The sequence below is a fragment of the Endozoicomonas elysicola genome (assembly GCF_000710775.1).
Classification (GTDB): domain Bacteria; phylum Pseudomonadota; class Gammaproteobacteria; order Pseudomonadales; family Endozoicomonadaceae; genus Endozoicomonas; species Endozoicomonas elysicola.
Window position 1 is genome coordinate 4,251,847 of the sequence record NZ_JOJP01000001.1, and the last position, 15,334, is coordinate 4,267,180.

Annotated in this window: 14 protein-coding genes; 8 read left to right on the forward strand and 6 right to left on the reverse strand. The window is 47.1% G+C overall.

Translation table 11 applies throughout. From position 1 onward, the window contains the following. Positions 1 to 171: 171 nt before the first annotated feature. The 7 genes from GV64_RS17950 (at position 172) to GV64_RS17980 (ending at position 8,752) form a co-directional block, all read left to right on the forward strand. Positions 172 to 2,157: a penicillin-binding protein activator gene (locus GV64_RS17950; RefSeq protein ID WP_020584872.1), complete on the forward strand. Its 1,986-nt coding sequence runs from the start codon at positions 172 to 174 to the stop codon at positions 2,155 to 2,157. Further along, complete coding sequence (locus GV64_RS17955; RefSeq protein ID WP_026258617.1) at positions 2,129 to 2,503, forward strand: YraN family protein; 375 nt, start codon at positions 2,129 to 2,131, stop codon at positions 2,501 to 2,503. Before GV64_RS17950 ends, GV64_RS17955 begins: the two co-directional genes overlap by 29 nt. Before the next feature lie 115 nt (positions 2,504 to 2,618). Further along, positions 2,619 to 3,203 (forward strand): phosphoheptose isomerase, encoded by a 585-nt coding sequence (locus GV64_RS17960; RefSeq protein WP_020584874.1) that lies wholly within the window; start codon positions 2,619 to 2,621, stop codon positions 3,201 to 3,203. A gap of 66 nt (positions 3,204 to 3,269) precedes the next feature. Then, positions 3,270 to 3,842 (forward strand): BON domain-containing protein, encoded by a 573-nt coding sequence (locus GV64_RS17965; RefSeq protein WP_020584875.1) that lies wholly within the window; start codon positions 3,270 to 3,272, stop codon positions 3,840 to 3,842. Between the two features lie 297 nt (positions 3,843 to 4,139). Beyond that, on the forward strand, positions 4,140 to 4,523 hold the full coding sequence (gene grcA / locus GV64_RS17970; RefSeq protein WP_020584876.1) for an autonomous glycyl radical cofactor GrcA: 384 nt from the start codon (positions 4,140 to 4,142) through the stop codon (positions 4,521 to 4,523). Positions 4,524 to 4,797: 274 nt separating this feature from the next. Further along, positions 4,798 to 7,365: a hypothetical protein gene (locus GV64_RS17975; protein WP_020584877.1), complete on the forward strand. Its 2,568-nt coding sequence runs from the start codon at positions 4,798 to 4,800 to the stop codon at positions 7,363 to 7,365. Between the two features lie 385 nt (positions 7,366 to 7,750). After that, a complete protein-coding gene (locus GV64_RS17980; RefSeq protein ID WP_020584878.1) occupies positions 7,751 to 8,752 on the forward strand; it encodes a substrate-binding domain-containing protein in 1,002 nt (333 codons plus the stop codon). 64 nt (positions 8,753 to 8,816) lie between these two features. Here the strand turns inward: GV64_RS17980 and GV64_RS17985 are convergent, their stop codons facing one another. The 3 genes from GV64_RS17985 to GV64_RS17995 are packed head-to-tail and all read right to left on the reverse strand — an operon-like array spanning position 8,817 to position 11,784. After that, positions 8,817 to 9,455, reverse strand: a complete 639-nt coding sequence (locus GV64_RS17985; RefSeq protein ID WP_020584879.1) for a bifunctional 4-hydroxy-2-oxoglutarate aldolase/2-dehydro-3-deoxy-phosphogluconate aldolase — start codon at positions 9,453 to 9,455, stop codon at positions 8,817 to 8,819. Continuing rightward, positions 9,452 to 11,260: a phosphogluconate dehydratase gene (gene edd, locus GV64_RS17990; protein WP_020584880.1), complete on the reverse strand. Its 1,809-nt coding sequence runs from the start codon at positions 11,258 to 11,260 to the stop codon at positions 9,452 to 9,454. Before edd ends, GV64_RS17985 begins: the two co-directional genes overlap by 4 nt. Next, on the reverse strand, positions 11,257 to 11,784 hold the full coding sequence (locus GV64_RS17995) for a gluconokinase (protein ID WP_026258619.1): 528 nt from the start codon (positions 11,782 to 11,784) through the stop codon (positions 11,257 to 11,259). The genes edd and GV64_RS17995 overlap by 4 nt, the downstream gene beginning before the upstream one ends. A 132-nt stretch (positions 11,785 to 11,916) precedes the next feature. On the opposite strand from GV64_RS17995, the gene gntU reads away from it, so the two are divergent. Next, positions 11,917 to 13,263, forward strand: a complete 1,347-nt coding sequence (gene gntU / locus GV64_RS18000) for a gluconate transporter (RefSeq protein ID WP_020584882.1) — start codon at positions 11,917 to 11,919, stop codon at positions 13,261 to 13,263. Positions 13,264 to 13,319: 56 nt separating this feature from the next. Here the strand turns inward: gntU and GV64_RS18005 are convergent, their stop codons facing one another. From GV64_RS18005 to GV64_RS18015, 3 genes are all read right to left on the reverse strand, one after another. Continuing rightward, on the reverse strand, positions 13,320 to 13,922 hold the full coding sequence (locus GV64_RS18005) for an NADPH-dependent FMN reductase (protein ID WP_020584883.1): 603 nt from the start codon (positions 13,920 to 13,922) through the stop codon (positions 13,320 to 13,322). A 242-nt stretch (positions 13,923 to 14,164) separates the two neighbouring features. Further along, on the reverse strand, positions 14,165 to 14,581 hold the full coding sequence (locus GV64_RS18010; protein WP_034844604.1) for a ClpXP protease specificity-enhancing factor: 417 nt from the start codon (positions 14,579 to 14,581) through the stop codon (positions 14,165 to 14,167). 45 nt (positions 14,582 to 14,626) lie between these two features. Next, the gene (locus GV64_RS18015; RefSeq protein WP_020584885.1) at positions 14,627 to 15,256 is read right to left on the reverse strand and encodes a glutathione S-transferase N-terminal domain-containing protein; all 630 of its coding nucleotides are present in this window, start codon (positions 15,254 to 15,256) and stop codon (positions 14,627 to 14,629) included. Positions 15,257 to 15,334 lie beyond the last annotated feature (78 nt).

The following is a 15,334-nucleotide window of genomic DNA, read 5'->3' on the forward strand; positions in this document are numbered from 1 at the left end:
TCACACCTGCTACACCACCTTCCTATCTCTGAAAGTCAGGCTAAAACACGCTAAACTCAGCGCTACAGTCGAAAATACAATAGCTATAACCTATAGTGTCGATTCCATGCCCTGTGTACAATCAAAGCAATTAACGAAGACATTCCCAGAAGAGCTGGCCCACGACTTCAAATGATGACCCATATTACCGCTCTGCGAAATACTCTACCTAAAAAGCTGCCAGCCATCGCCATGGCAGCGCTTATTCCGGTTTTTATTACTGCCTGCTCGTCACAGCCAAAGGCAACACTTCCTCCGATGGTTTCTTCCATTAAGGGTATTGACCAACAACTGACTGAGGCTGAAAAACTCAGTTATCCAGAGCGGGCCAGCCTGACTTTGGAAATCACCAGAGAGTTGATTAAAAAAGATCCGGCCCGCACCCAAAAAATTCTGAAACAGATGCCCTATGAGCAACTGCCAAAGCGGATCCAGGCAGAGCTAGCTGTTCAGCAGGCCCAGATTGCCCAGATCAATCATCAGGACTGGGCTATCTTTGAGTGGCTCGACCGCGAAGCGGTCATCATCAGTAACGATACCTACATTAACGCCCAGACCCATATTCTGAAAGCACTGGCCTATTCAAGATTTGGTGAATATCAGGCCTCATTGGATGAGTGGCTGCTGGCTGGCCCCTATCTGACCGAAGCAGAGCGAGAACCTCATTACGATAGCTTCTGGCAGACGCTCCTGCATGTTCCTGCGGAGCGGCTGAATAACCTTTATAAGCAGGAAAAGTCACAAAAGCTTAAAGGCTGGCTGGCTCTTGCATTAATTTATCAGAGCGGTCGCAGTCTGGACCAGCAACTCACCGGACTTGAACAATGGAAGCGGGACTGGGCATACCACCCTGCGCACCAATACCTGCCCGGAGATTTTGAGGCACTGAAGAGCAGCTCCACAGAGCGCCCTGACAAAATTGCCGTATTACTGCCACTATCTGGAAGACTGGGCAAAGTAGGAGAAGCTGTTCGTGATGGCATGCTCGCTTCCCATTATGAAGCCATGAGCAGGGATGAGCCTCTTCCTGAACTCCAGTTTTATAACACCCAGAACGGCAACATTAATGACCTGGCCTCCAAAGCTATCGATGAAGGCGCACAACTGATTATTGGCCCACTGAACAAAAGCCGAGTAAAAGAGTTAAATACTGATATTACCAATCGCATCCCAGTTTTGGCGCTGAATTACCTGAATGACGTACCTAACCAGCCTTCACCTGCCGGAACCCCCATACCACTTAGCAGCTACCGAACAGGCCTTTACCAATTCGGACTCTCTGCAGAAGATGAAGCCATTATGGCAGCAGAGCGAGGACGGCTGGATGGGCACAAAACCGCAATCATCATAACCCCCAATACGGAGTGGGGTAAAAAAATTAACACCACCTTCAAGTCCAAATGGCAGGAACTGGGTGGTGAAATTGTCGGCTCTGGTGAATTTGATGCAAAAACCCAGTTCAGCAGCCTTGCTGGCTGGTTACTTCACACAGACCAGAGCGAAGCCAGACACAGACAACTTAACCGTTTACTTGGAGAAAAGCTTGGATTCCAGGCTCGGCGCCGCCAGGATGTCGATATGGTATTGATTGGTGCCAACCCACAGGAAGCCAGACAACTTAAACCAGCCCTGGCCTATCAATACGCTGGCAATGTGCCGGTGTACGCAACATCCAGTGCGTTCTCAGGCACCACTAACACCAATCAGGACCAGGATATGGACGGCATTCGGGCTCCCATTATGCCATGGCTGATTCCCGGAACCTCTAGCCAGCTGGAACAACAGATCAACACACTCTGGAAACAATCCAGAGGCCAGCTTGGAACGCTTTACGCCCTGGGCGCTGACGCCTACAAGCTCTACCCAAGACTCCAGCAGCTTTCAAGCTTACAGGGTAGTCAGCTGCAAGGACTAACAGGCTCCCTGAGCATTACTCCGAATGGAAAAGTCCATCGCGAGCTTTCCTGGCAGATATTTAGAAATGGCCGGCTTACCCCGCTCCCCATCGTTAAACCAAAAATACCCGAGAGCCAGCTCTCTGGAAAAAACAGAGCGATCAACCCAACCCTCACCAACAATCCTGCTCTCTATGTCCTGGACGCTCAATCTCAACAATAGGAAAGGAGTCCTGGCAGAAAAAAGCGCCTTGCTGTATTTAAAACAGCAAGGCCTTGTGCTTCTGCACACTAACTTTGCCTGCAAATCAGGTGAAGTAGACCTGATCATGCTGGATCAATCCACCCTGGTTTTTATTGAAGTTCGCTCTCGAGGCAGTTCACGGTTCGGTAATGCGGCCAGCACAATTAATCATATTAAGCAGCAGAAAATCCGAAAGACGGCAGCCGTTTATTTAAAGAAATATCGTCAGCACAACCACAGGATTTGTCGATTTGATGCAATATCCATTGACAATCATGACGCCAAAGGGCAAAACAGCTTAGAATGGATCAAAAGTGCTTTTTAAAAACCTTCTGATTACTATTCAGAAGCGCGCTTTTTAGAAGAGCATTATTCTAGAAAAGCGATTCAGAAGGAGCAAAGTGAAAATCCTTTGTGATTTTCATTTCAAGGTTTCAGGCATGCATGAACGTATAACGCAACATTTTTCCGACAGCATCGACGCAAAAATTCGCTCGGCAGATGCACTCCCACCGCTGATCGCCGACGCTGCAGAAATGATGGTACAGACCCTGTTAAACGAAGGGAAAATCATGGCCTGTGGCAACGGGGGGGCAGCTGGCGATGCCCAGCACTTCGTTTCCGAGTTACTCAATCGTTTTGATCGCGAGCGTCCGGCTCTGCCAGCCCTCTCACTTTGCGCCGACAGCCTGACGATGAGCTCTATCGCCAACGATTCAAGCTTCAACGAAGTGTTTTCCAAACAGATAAGAGCCCTGGGTCAGGAAGGCGATATACTGCTGGCTATCTCTGCCCATGGTAATTGCGCCAACATGGTTCAAGCCATTCAGGCAGCCCATGATCGAAATATTCAGGTGATAGCCCTGACCGGTAAAGACGGTGGAGACATGGCCCGGCTCCTGCACCCTGAAGAAGTCGAGATCAGAGTGCCTGATATTAGCCCTCATCGCATACAGGAAGTTCATACACTGGTCATTCACTGCCTTTGCGATCTGATTGATGAGTTCCTGTTTTCCGCCGAATAAACTGGAATCTCACCCTCATTTACACCAAACCATTACTTCATAACATTTATGACCTCAGGGGGAACCATGAAACCTATCGGCATTATACTTCTAACCGGTTTACTGACCCTGTTAAGTGGCTGCGCAGCATTGGTTGACTCCGTCAACGAAGAGCCTGTCAACATTGATAACAGCAAAAGGACCTGGGGATCCTGGATGGATGATCAGACCATTGAAACGGTCACAGCCGTTAACATCAACAAAGCAGACCCAGCTTTAAGGCAATCCAGAGTCAAAGTAATCAGCTTCAATGGCATTGTCTTACTCATCGGCCAGGTGCCCGATGAAAGCCTGAAAGACCTGGCTGGACGAACAGCGCAAAACGTAGAAAAAGTCCGTCAGGTTTACAATGAGCTGCAAGTTGGTCCAAACGCCGACATCCTGGTACAGAGTAATGACAGCTGGTTAACCACTAAAATCAAAACCTCAATGGTGACCAATGAAGCGGTTATAGCTGACAGAATCAAGGTCAACACTGAGCAGGGCACGGTATACCTGATGGGACTGGTCACTCCGAAGGCAGCACAGGAGGCCGTCTCCATTGCTGCAAACACTTACGGGGTATCAAGAGTCATTAAAGTTTTTGAGTACATTCAGTAAGACACTGGGAGGCCTGTTCTCGAGCAGGCCCTCTACCCCTCTTCCTCTTCCTCTTACTCCTTAGAACACAATCAAAAATCGATCATTGTTTCAGATCAATAATTCCCACCTCAACCTCCAATAAAGCACCACTTCTTTGATCTCGGCTAATACCTAGATATTGAAATTCTCATAGCTGATAGGATGTTCGTGCTATGAAAATTATCACCTTAGCCTTCATAGCGATAAGCGAGCGGCGCATTCCGATCAGGTAAGCCCTCTAAGCTGTTTGAACTTGAGTATCAAGGGATCAATATAATGAAAGGCATTCAGATTACTGCCAGCGAAAATACCGCTCTGGTTAACTCAATCTGGCTGATGGATGAAGCTGCTGGCGAAGCCCGCCTGATCTGCGCCAAAACCGATGAATTCAAGCAGGATGAAGTGGTTTCTCTGGAAACACTGGGTCAGTTTGAATCCCGCGAGCTGGATCTGGAAGTTCAGGAAACCACCATCCGTGAAGGCGGCCAGCACTTGAACGTAAATGTTCTTTCCCGTGAAATGCTGGAAGATGCCGCTGCAAACCCAGAGAAGTACCCATCTCTGACGATCCGTGTTTCCGGCTACGCTGTACGTTTCAATTCTCTGACGTCAGAGCAACAGCGCGACGTGATTACCCGCACCTTCACTCAAGACCTGTGATTGCGCACTAAATGTAATTTAAGCCCTTCCGCCCGCGCCCCTATGGCACAGGCGGTTTTAAATAATTACGAACAATATTACTACAGCCCGAACACCTTCTGCCCCCCCAGCATTCAACACACCGCGTCAGCCCTACACATTCCAAATATCTACTCATCAAAAGGAACTTATTCTAACATGTAGAATCTATGAGGTTTTGGGTCTAAAGTTTGTTTTTAATATAAATACCAGTAATTCAATAGCCAGCAAAAATTAACTTAGAAGATTCAACACAATGGATAGCACATCTTCTCCCCCAGAAGTACATGGTGAGCAAGCAACATCCGCACTACGAACCTGTCATGTAAGCGAACCAAAGAATTATAAACTCTCTGGAAAAACTGATTCTGGAAGGCAAGTAGATCCCAATAATGAGTCGAGTAATACAACCCCTCCAGCCTCTGTCCATCATCAAGGAAAAACCACTTCGACCTGGAAAAAAACAGATATATCTGATCGAAAAGTCGACACCTCATCTCAGGCTAACAATGAAGATACTGACATAAGCACTTCCAAACCCCCCGGTTATCTTAAAGATCTAGATCTCCCTCCCGAGATGCATGCACCTTTAGCTAGAAGTATTGAGATGGCAGAAAAAGGCAATTTAACACCTGAACAACTGCTTGATATCATATTCAATATCAATATGGGGAAACAATTTCAGCGGAAACTTGACAAAGAATTTAAAAAACACAAAGCACCTAATGACCGCTACTCTAAAATGCACTCCAAGTCTAAAAAAGCGCTCTCTGCATACCAGGAGCAGGCTGCATTGCACTCGTCCAGCACCAGTCTGAAAAACGTCTTGGAGTCTACTGAGAGCCCAGAAAGCGTGCTACCCATTCCACAAGTTTCAGACCCTCACAACAATCCATTTACCCGACAAATATCAGACAATAAAGTCACAGCTCTACTCGATGAGCTACAGAAAAAAAGTGAACTTCAAAAAAGTAAGGATCTAAAAAAAATCACTGTTTGTTTAGCAAAAAAATTATTAAATAATGAGCCAAGTGGACTCTCTGACTTGGACAAAAATAACATAAGAAGATGGTTTTTCGCCATTGTTAAACTCCATCGAGACATAGAGAGCCCAAGAAAAGGAAGTGAGATCGCCACCACAGCAATATTGGAAAACAGCATACTAATACTTAAGCAAGCACTAGCCCAGAGTAACGCTTTAATCAACCCTGACCTTATTGCTTATACAATGATACCCACATTATTAAAATGCTTAGATAATATTGTATCTCGAAGTTCAACACCAAAACGAATAAGGCTTACTTTCCGCCCACTTATAGCTCAGCTATGCACATGCTTCATTAAGTCTGACTGCGCTTTGGACGAAAGGCTCGCAAAGGAGAGAGCCGTAGTTCATAGAGTTCATTTAAAGTCTTTACTGGAAACAAACATACCCTCACATCAGTCTATAGATCTTTTAGCCATCTTGATCAGGGAGGGCAATAATCCTCAAGATCTATTTTCTCTCATAAAAATAATAGTAAATTTCCATGACATCTCAGACTTTAGTGACGAAACCTACCTTAGAAATATTATAGAAGCTCTTCCAGACCCAGACTTAGCAACAGCACTTAATGCTATTTTGGCAGATGACGATCTACCTCTTGAACTCCAGAGCTCCATGAAAACTAACCTTCTATGGATCAGAGCGACCATAGCCACTCAACACAATGACCTCGAACTTGCCGAAAAGTTATTACGTACTGCAGCAGAGCAGGAAAGTTATATGGGCCTTGAGCTTGCCCTGTTTTACCTTGATAACTGGCCAAACCCAGATAAAGCACGTATCAAACTCACACATAATGCCCTACTCGATGCCGAAAAGAGCATTTCAGAACTTGACCAGCACTTATGGCAACAGTGCATGGCAAAAGTTTCATCTCTCGGCTTTTTCAATGAAACGAGTGATAAAATGAGACATCAGCCAAGATCAACCAGAAAAGAACCCACACATGAACTCGGGCATTCAGAGAAGCCCTCTCCCACAGAAGCATTAACACAGTCGCTGCCATATTCTCCAGAAGCGGTCGCCGACGAGAACGACTCTCTTGCAACGTTATCTTCAGCCATTAATTTAGCCAAAGAAATCATTAAGAAATATCAAAGAACACACCAAATACTAAAACCAGCTATTGAGCACATTCAATTTACAGTTGTTGGCTGGAAAAACAAAACTTTCTCAACATTTGAGGCAATGAAACCATCCAGCCGAAATCCAAGAATTAATAAATTAGTTTGGTATATTCATCGATGCAGGGCTCTCAACGATCTTACTCAAGAAATAAGATCTTACAAATTTCTAATCAATGAAGATTTAGGCTTTGTGTTACATTTCGACCGTCTTCTTGAAGAACTGGTATGGACACTGTTACACAGCCTGAACGACCCTCAAGCAGGTGGGTTCAAGGCATCAGCGGAGGAACAAATTCGAGCCGCCAACCTTGCCAAAGAGTTAATGATGGTTTGCATAGAGTACACGATCAAACCACATGGCATTGTTACTAAAGGAAGACCGTTGTCCGACATCTTTGATGAAATAGTCTCATGGCTCAACAACATAGAGAATTTCAACAATGATAAAGAACTACAACAACATATGCGAGAAACTCTTCGCTACCGAGCAGGAAGCACACTGGGGCATATATACCGCACGATTGCATCAATTAGTAATAGGCCTGAAATGGAAGATAAAGCTTATTTTTGTTTTCAGGCAAAGACATGTTTCGATCCGAGTTACAAAAAGAAGCCATCTACTGCCAATAAAGGAGGCCTTTTACCAGAATAACCCTCATCTTAATAATTTCTCCTCCCCTACTTTATTAAGTAAAAAATGACATAATCGGTACTTATTTCATAAATACAAAGACGCTAACAATAAAAATGAGAGAAAAAGATACTCTATAGGCGCTACAAGCGTTACCATTTTTACCCCCCCCCAGGGAGGGACTTATTAATAAGTTGAATGTGACTATAAAATCAATGGAGACCCTTACAACCTGTTTTCGCAACTCTCACCCAGAATCCATACAAACTCAAATAATGCACTCAGCACGAATAAAATAAAAACTTTAAGCATCTCTAATGTAAGGATAGAATTCACCAAATATCTTCTGAAACCTCTTGTTACGGAAAATAAATCTGAGCCAGATGATTGTTGGAACGAACCATTAATGAAACCGAAAAACAAGCGCCTCGCGCTTCAGGACATCGCCGACCGGGTCGGTGTTACCAAAATGACGGTCAGCCGTTACCTCAAAGACCCCACACAGGTTTCAAAAGCAACCGGCGAAAAAATTCAGGCAGTCATCGACGAAGTAGGATACGTTGCCAGCCGCGTTCCGGATATTCTTTCCAATTCCACCAGTAAAGCCATTGGCATTCTGATTCCATCAATCTCCAACCAGGTCTTTTCCGCTGTTGTCCAGGGCATCGAAAGCGTTACCGAACCATCAGGCTATCAAACCATGATCGCTCATTATGGTTATGACAAGGAGGTTGAGGAGAAACGCATTGAATCCATGCTTTCCTATCAGGTAGACGGTCTGATTCTTTCTGAGTGTGAACACACCGACAAATCCCTCCGTATGATCGAAAACGCTGGCATCCCTGTCGTCGAAGTAATGGACTCTCGCCTCCCTCCCATTGACCTGGCTGTCGGCCTGGACCATCTGGCTGCCAGCGAAGCGATGATCAACCATATACTGAACAGAGGTAAACGACACATCGCATTTATTGCAGCCCGAATGGATATTCGTGTAAAGCAGCGACTTCAGGGTTATCACAACATCATGAAAGCTATTGACTGTAAGCCTGTTGTACTATCCACCCCATCAAACTCCTCATTTACACTGGGAGCTAAATTGATGGCAGAGGCCTTGGATAATCACCCTGAGCTGGATGGTGTTTTTTGCTGTAATGATGATCTCGCAATTGGTGCAATTATGGAGTGTCAGCGACGAGGAATATCCGTACCGAGCCAAATGGCAGTGGCAGGATTTAATGCACTGGACATAGGGCAATCCATCACGCCAAAACTGGCCAGCATTGAAACCCCAAGATGGGAGATTGGTTGCCGTGCAGCAACCATGCTTCTGGAGAAACTGGCAGGCACACCACCCAGTGAATCTGTCGTGGATCTGGGCTTCACCTTGTTTGAAGGTGAGAGTATTTAATAAAAACCAAATAAAAACAGCACACACTTCTCAGTGAAAATATATGTGCTGTTTTTCAGTAATATCAGGAAACCAAAGCAACCGCTTCTGCCGCCAGGCGTGAGATCTCTGGCCAGTTGCGGGCAGCAACTACATCTGCAGGCAACATCCAGGAACCTCCAATAGTTGCCACGCAGCTCAGTGCCAAGTATTCCTTGATATTATCAGGCCCGATCCCACCGGTTGGACAGAAACGAACTTGCGGCAGTGGTGCAGAAATCGCCTTCAGCGCCTTAACACCACCATTTACTTCAGCGGGGAAGAATTTCAGATGATCATAGCCATGTGACAGCGCCTGCATTACTTCTGAAGGCGTCGCACAACCGGGAATTAGTGGAGCAGAGCTCTGGCTGGCATGAGCAAGAAGCTCAGGCGTCATTCCCGGAGATATCACAAATCTTGCACCTGCGGCTACAGCTGCATCATACTGAGAAGCATTTATTACCGTTCCAGCACCCACCATGGCATCTGGCATCGCCTCAGCAATCTGACGAATGGCCTCCAGGGCAGCATCAGTACGCAGAGTGATTTCAAATACCTTGATCCCCCCCTCGCTCAATGCCTGCGCCATCGGCACCGCGTCCTCTATGTGATCAATCACCATAACAGGAACAATTGGGGATGCAGCAAACACAGCAGCTGGTTGAGTTGCCCACTGACTCATTTAACACCTCGACAAAAAAGGATGGATGCGCCTTCTTCCGCACTGGAAACCGATTGACGACAACCATTGAATAATTCGCGACCATATCCATGGTGCAGATCTGATAAATCAGGGCGACTCGCCTCTCTTGAAGAGAGGTCGGCTTCTACCGTAATTTCACCAGTAACCGCATTCACTGTTATTACATCCCCATTCTGCAGATAAGCCAGCGGACCGCCCAACTGCGCCTCCGGAGTCACATGAATCGCTGCTGGCACCTTACCAGACGCACCGGAGAGACGACCATCCGTTAACAAAGCCACTTTATGGCCTGCTTTCTGCAAATTACCCAGAATGGGCATCAACATATGGAGCTCTGGCATACCATTGGCAGCAGGACCATTGAAGCGAACAACAATGATAGCATCCTGATTTAATTCACCTGCCTTGTATGCTGCCTCAACTTCGTACTGAGAGTTAAAGACCAAAGCCGGTGCTGTCGTAGTGAAATGCTCTTCCGCTACCGCACTTATCTTGATGACAGCACGTCCCAGATTACCGGACAGAACTTTCAAGCCACCAGTAACCGCAAAAGCCTGCTCAAAGCCAGCAATCACTTCCGAGTTACGCGTTTCAGCAACAGCCTTCCAGATCAACTGCCCATTTTCCAGCTCTGGCATTCTCAGGTAGTCTTCCATCGTCCCATAACACGGCACCGCATCCATATGCAGCAAACCACGCTCAGCCAGAGCAGCTAACAGAACAGGCACACCACCTGCCTCTTGAAACTGATTAATGTCTGCAGGACCGTTGGGGTATACACGGGTAAGTAGCGGCACCACCTGTGAGAGTGCATCAAAATCATCCCAGGTCAGAATAAAGCCAGCAGCCCGGGCAACCGCAATCATATGGATTGAATGGTTGGTACTACCCCCAGATGCCAATAAGGCCACCAGACCGTTCACCAGGCTGCGCTCATCAAGCACTTCATACAGCGGGCGGTAAGCAGGAGCACCGTGAATTTTACTGGCAATATCTTCAGCAATTTCACAAGTCAGAGCTTCACGCAATTCAGTTCCCGGTGGAATAAATGCAGACCCCGGCAACATAAGACCCATGGCTTCAAACACCAGCTGATTGGTATTAGCTGTACCATAAAATGTGCAGGTACCCGGCGCATGGTAGGCATTACACTCCATGGCCAGCAGTGCATCCTTACCCACCTCACCTGCAACATACTGTTGACGGACTTTTACTTTTTCATCATTGGAAATTCCCGTTGGCATTGGGCCAGACGGGACAAAAGCAGTAGGCAGGTGACCAAACGACAGCGCACCAATAAGCTGGCCTGGCGCAATTTTGTCACAAACACCCAGCAACAACGTTGCATCAAATGTGTTATGGCTAAGACTGATCGCCACGCTCTGGGCAATAACATCCCGGGAGTACAGGGACATATCCATGCCCGGCTGACCCTGGGTGACACCATCACACATGGCCGGCACACAACCTGCCACTTGAGCACTGTGCCCCTGTCGAGCCAGCGTTTCCTTGATAGTAAACGGGTAGTCCTGATACGGCTGATGGGCACTCAACATATCGTTATAGGCTGAGATAATGGCCACATTGGCACGGGTAAAATTCAGAATATTGTCTTTCTGTTGCGAGCCACAGGCCGCAACAGCATGAGCAAGATTACCACAGCTCAGAGACTGGCGAATTTTACCAGTACTGGCCTGATGCTCCATTCGATCTACATAATTCTGACGAAGCGCCGCACTGCGTTCCGCAATTTTTTGCGTAACCTCAAGCACGATAGGATTCATGCCGCAACCTCTCTGCTAAAACCGACAGAAGCCTCAACAGCCATGGCAACAACCTCATCAATATCACAGGAGATATCGACACGAGCCACACCATTTTCATCAGCGCCGGGTACTTCAAGCGTGCTGAACTGACTCTGCAGCATACTCTCTTTCATAAAGTGCCCCTTACGAGCCTTCATTCTTTCCAGAATCAGATCATAGCTACCATCAAGAAAGATAAAATACACCTGATCATTACCCTCACGGATAATATCCCGGTATTTCTTTTTCAGAGCAGAACAGACGACAACACCAGTTTCATTTTTTGCCTGCACACTGAAGCAGACATCACGAATTCTTTCCAACCATGGCTGACGATCATCATCGTTCAGTGGATTACCACCGGCCATCTTTTCAATATTAGCCCTGGGATGAAGATCATCACCATCAATAAACTTTGCACTTATAGCCCGGCTGAGTGACTCACCTACCGTAGACTTGCCAGAACCGGACACACCCATTACTACAAATGTTTTGCCACTCACTTTTTTGATCTCGATCAATAGTTATCGAAAAAATACAGAAAATAAACTTCTTCAAACACCATGTTACGGGTAACATGTTACCCGTAACATTGAATCATGAAAAGTTTTTAAATTTTTTGAGACGAATCAATCATGTCGGATCTTTCTCTGATCTATACCGCAGCCGGCTCCATTCTGCTGCTCCTATTTCTGGTAATGAAGGCCAGACTGCACGCTGTAGTGGCACTGATCCTGGTGTCCATGATTGCTGGTATCGCTACCGGTATGAATCCAGCTGATATCGCCGCCACCATCCAGAAAGGAATGGGTGGCACTCTGGGCTTTGTTGCTGTTGTGGTAGCACTGGGTGCCATGTTCGGAAAGGTCATGGAAACCACCGGGGCCCTGGACCGCATTGCTCAAACACTACTGGCCCGCTTCGGTAATGAGAAAGCCAACTGGGCAATTACCATCACCGGCTTTATCTGTGCACTGCCACTTTTCTTTGACGTCGCCGTTGTACTATTGATCGGTGTCGTTTTTGCCATCGTCAGAAAGAGCAAAGAAAGCGTTGTTAAAATGGGTATAGCCTTGCTGGCCGGCATCGCCACCTGTCAGGCATTCCTGATCCCTGCACCCGGCCCTATTCTGGTTGCTTCTCAGCTGGGTGCCGACTTTGGCTGGATGATTCTGATTGGTCTGTCTGCCTCTATTCCCGCCATGATTCTCGCTGGCCCAATGTTTGGCTCTTTCATCAGCAAAATTGTTGATGTACCCCTGCCTGCACATGCTGCTGCCAGCGAAGAGTTCAAAGACCGTAACGGCACCTTGCCCTCTTTTGGACTGGCATTCGCCCTAATCATCCTGCCTCTGTTGATGATCGGCCTGCAGACCATCGGCTCCCGTTTTGTTGAAGCTGGCTCTACCGTTCACGGCTGGCTGACATTTATTGGCCACCCTTTCACTGCCATCATGGTTGCCTGTCTTGCTGCCTGCTATCTGCTGGGCATCAAGCGCGGTTATACCAAAGATGAAGTCATGAATATCTGCGGATCTGCCCTGCAGCCTGCTGGCGTTATCATTCTGGTAACCGGTGCCGGCGGTGTATTCAAACAGGTTCTGGTGGATTCCGGTGTTGGTCAGGCTCTGGGCAACATGCTGGCTGGCACAGGTCTACCGATTGTTATTCTGGCCTTTATTCTGGCAGCGGCTGTCCGTGTTATTCAGGGTTCTGCTACTGTAGCCATGCTGACTGCCTGCGGCCTTATCCTGCCAATGCTGGAGCCTCTGGCACTGTCCGGCGCCCAGCTGGCAGCCGTCACCGTCGCTATTGGTGGTGGTTCAATCGTACTGTCACACGTTAACGACTCAGGCTTCTGGTTGGCAAACCGCTATCTTGGTCTGAACGAGAAGCAGACTCTGCAAACCTGGACCGTGATGGAAACCATTATCGGTACAACAGGTGCCGCTGTTGCCGTGATCTTCAGCTTGTTTATCTAAGCTGCCTTCACAAAAAACTCCAGCAATTGCTGGAGTTTTTTTATTTTCAGATTTTTTTACATTCCATTCCGAAACGTCTTGTGATCAACCACCCCACTCTCTCTAACCTGAGTGAGTCCTGTGGAATATGCTTTAAGCAGATTAAGGCAATATTCTGCTCTCTCCCACAGATGCTGATCCCCCTCAGGATCATCCCCAGTAAACACCTGACCCACATGACGAACAATAAGGTGATCTGGTAAATAGCAGATCCTGCTGTTTTTATAGCTGCTAGTTCTGAGCTCAACGACCGGGTATGCACCACCCTGCCCAGCAGAAATAGCGGTAATCAGTGCCGGCTTATGCCCAAGTTCAGCAGTACCAAACAACAGAAAAAAGTTCTTAAGTCCGGCAGGCACCATACCATTCCACTCTGGTGCCACCACAATCAATGCATCTGCCTCTTTCAACTTCTGCCTCCAGGGTGCCAGCCGAGCCTTCCACTCCTCATCACCGGACCAGATGGACTCATCCCATAGAGGCAGAGGGTTCCCAGCGAGAGAAAGTATCTCCACTGAATCAAACAGCGAAAGCTCATTCACTCGATCTGCCAACGCTCGACTGATCCGCTCACTTTGCGACTCGAGACGATGACTGCCACTGATAATTGCTAGCTTCATTTTTCTTCCTGTTCTGCACCATACAATCTGTATTTCAAACTTTAACAGAGAAAATAACAGGCCGAACAATTAATACAGACAAATAGTAGCATTAGAGCCATTTGAACTGCTCACCTACATGATAGACATGTAATTCTGGAATATAAGTCAGCCAAAACAAGGAAACATACAGAAAACCCACAATATTAAGCGCAAAAAAAAGAGCCGCATAGCGACTCTTTTCAGGGATCAGACAATGAAAACTACTTAACCACTTTCAAGTGAGGACGCCCGGGCTTTTTAGGTGGCGAAGGTGGCTCATCTTCAACCACCTCTGCTTGAACTGCTTCAGGCTCTTCCTGATCTTCAAGAGGCTCGGCCTCAAAGACCATCCCCTGACCATTTTCCTGAGCATAGATTGCCATCAATGCAGGGATAGGCACCGTAATCGTCAACGCTCGACCACCAAAACGCCCATCAAACATGATGTAATCATTACCAATATTAATAGCCCGTACCGCCGTTGGCGAGATGTTCAGAACAATCTGACCATCCTTAACGTATTCCTGCGGAACCTCTACGCCACGGCGATGAGCGTCCACCAGAATATAAGGGGTACAATCATTATCAAGAATCCATTCATACAGTGCTCTGGCAATATACGAACGGCTACTGGTCATTGTCATAACAGCCTCCGGACAAATACTTCACGCCGCCAGCCAGGGTTACTCACGCATTTCCTTTTCAATCTCAGAAAGGCTCTCCTGGAACGACTCACGCTCAAATAAACGCTCAGCATAGTCCAGAATTGACTTACCCTGCTTGGGTAATTCAACACCCAGCGCAGGCAAACGCCAAAGGATAGGCGCAACACAGCAGTCCACCAGAGTAAACTCTTCACTCATAAAGAACGGCATTTCAGCAAAAATAGGCTCAACAGCCATCAGACTTTCCCTCAGCTCTTTACGAGCTCGGGCAGCAGGTGTTTCCTTGGTTCTGGGATCCAGTATCGTATCCACCAGAGCACACCAGTCTTTTTGAATACGGTGCATCATCAGTCGGCTCTGGGCACGGCTGACAGGATAAACAGGCAGCAACGGTGGATGAGGGAAACGTTCGTCCAGATATTCCATCATGACGTTTGGCTCATACAGAACCAGTTCCCGGTCAACCAGCGTAGGTACATTATTGTAGGGGTTCAGATCGGAAAGCTCCCGAGGAAGGTTTTCCGGATTAACATTCTGAACGTCAACAGCAACGCCCTTTTCTGCCAGAACAATACGAACCCGGTGACAGTAATGGTCAGCTGGATCCGAGAAAAATATCATGGATGACTTTTTGGCAACTACAGCCATGAAGTACCCCCGCCTTCATGCAAAGGATGAGAGAGTTCGGCAACAAGCCCAGCCATGACAATAACCAGCTTTAACCAC

Excerpts from the sequence above, each read along its gene's own strand:
- gntU (WP_020584882.1), top strand. The coding sequence starts at position 11,917 with ATGTCGGATCTTTCTCTGATCTATACCGCAGCCGGCTCCATTCTGCTG.
- GV64_RS18005 (WP_020584883.1), bottom strand. The coding sequence starts at position 13,922 with ATGAAGCTAGCAATTATCAGTGGCAGTCATCGTCTCGAGTCGCAAAGT.
- GV64_RS18010 (WP_034844604.1), bottom strand. The coding sequence starts at position 14,581 with ATGACCAGTAGCCGTTCGTATATTGCCAGAGCACTGTATGAATGGATT.
- GV64_RS18015 (WP_020584885.1), bottom strand. The coding sequence starts at position 15,256 with ATGGCTGTAGTTGCCAAAAAGTCATCCATGATATTTTTCTCGGATCCA.
- GV64_RS17960 (WP_020584874.1), top strand. The coding sequence starts at position 2,619 with ATGCATGAACGTATAACGCAACATTTTTCCGACAGCATCGACGCAAAA.
- GV64_RS17955 (WP_026258617.1), top strand. The coding sequence starts at position 2,129 with ATGTCCTGGACGCTCAATCTCAACAATAGGAAAGGAGTCCTGGCAGAA.
- grcA (WP_020584876.1), top strand. The coding sequence starts at position 4,140 with ATGAAAGGCATTCAGATTACTGCCAGCGAAAATACCGCTCTGGTTAAC.
- GV64_RS17950 (WP_020584872.1), top strand. The coding sequence starts at position 172 with ATGATGACCCATATTACCGCTCTGCGAAATACTCTACCTAAAAAGCTG.
- edd (WP_020584880.1), bottom strand. The coding sequence starts at position 11,260 with ATGAATCCTATCGTGCTTGAGGTTACGCAAAAAATTGCGGAACGCAGT.
- GV64_RS17975 (WP_020584877.1), top strand. The coding sequence starts at position 4,798 with ATGGATAGCACATCTTCTCCCCCAGAAGTACATGGTGAGCAAGCAACA.
- GV64_RS17965 (WP_020584875.1), top strand. The coding sequence starts at position 3,270 with ATGAAACCTATCGGCATTATACTTCTAACCGGTTTACTGACCCTGTTA.
- GV64_RS17985 (WP_020584879.1), bottom strand. The coding sequence starts at position 9,455 with ATGAGTCAGTGGGCAACTCAACCAGCTGCTGTGTTTGCTGCATCCCCA.
- GV64_RS17980 (WP_020584878.1), top strand. The coding sequence starts at position 7,751 with ATGAAACCGAAAAACAAGCGCCTCGCGCTTCAGGACATCGCCGACCGG.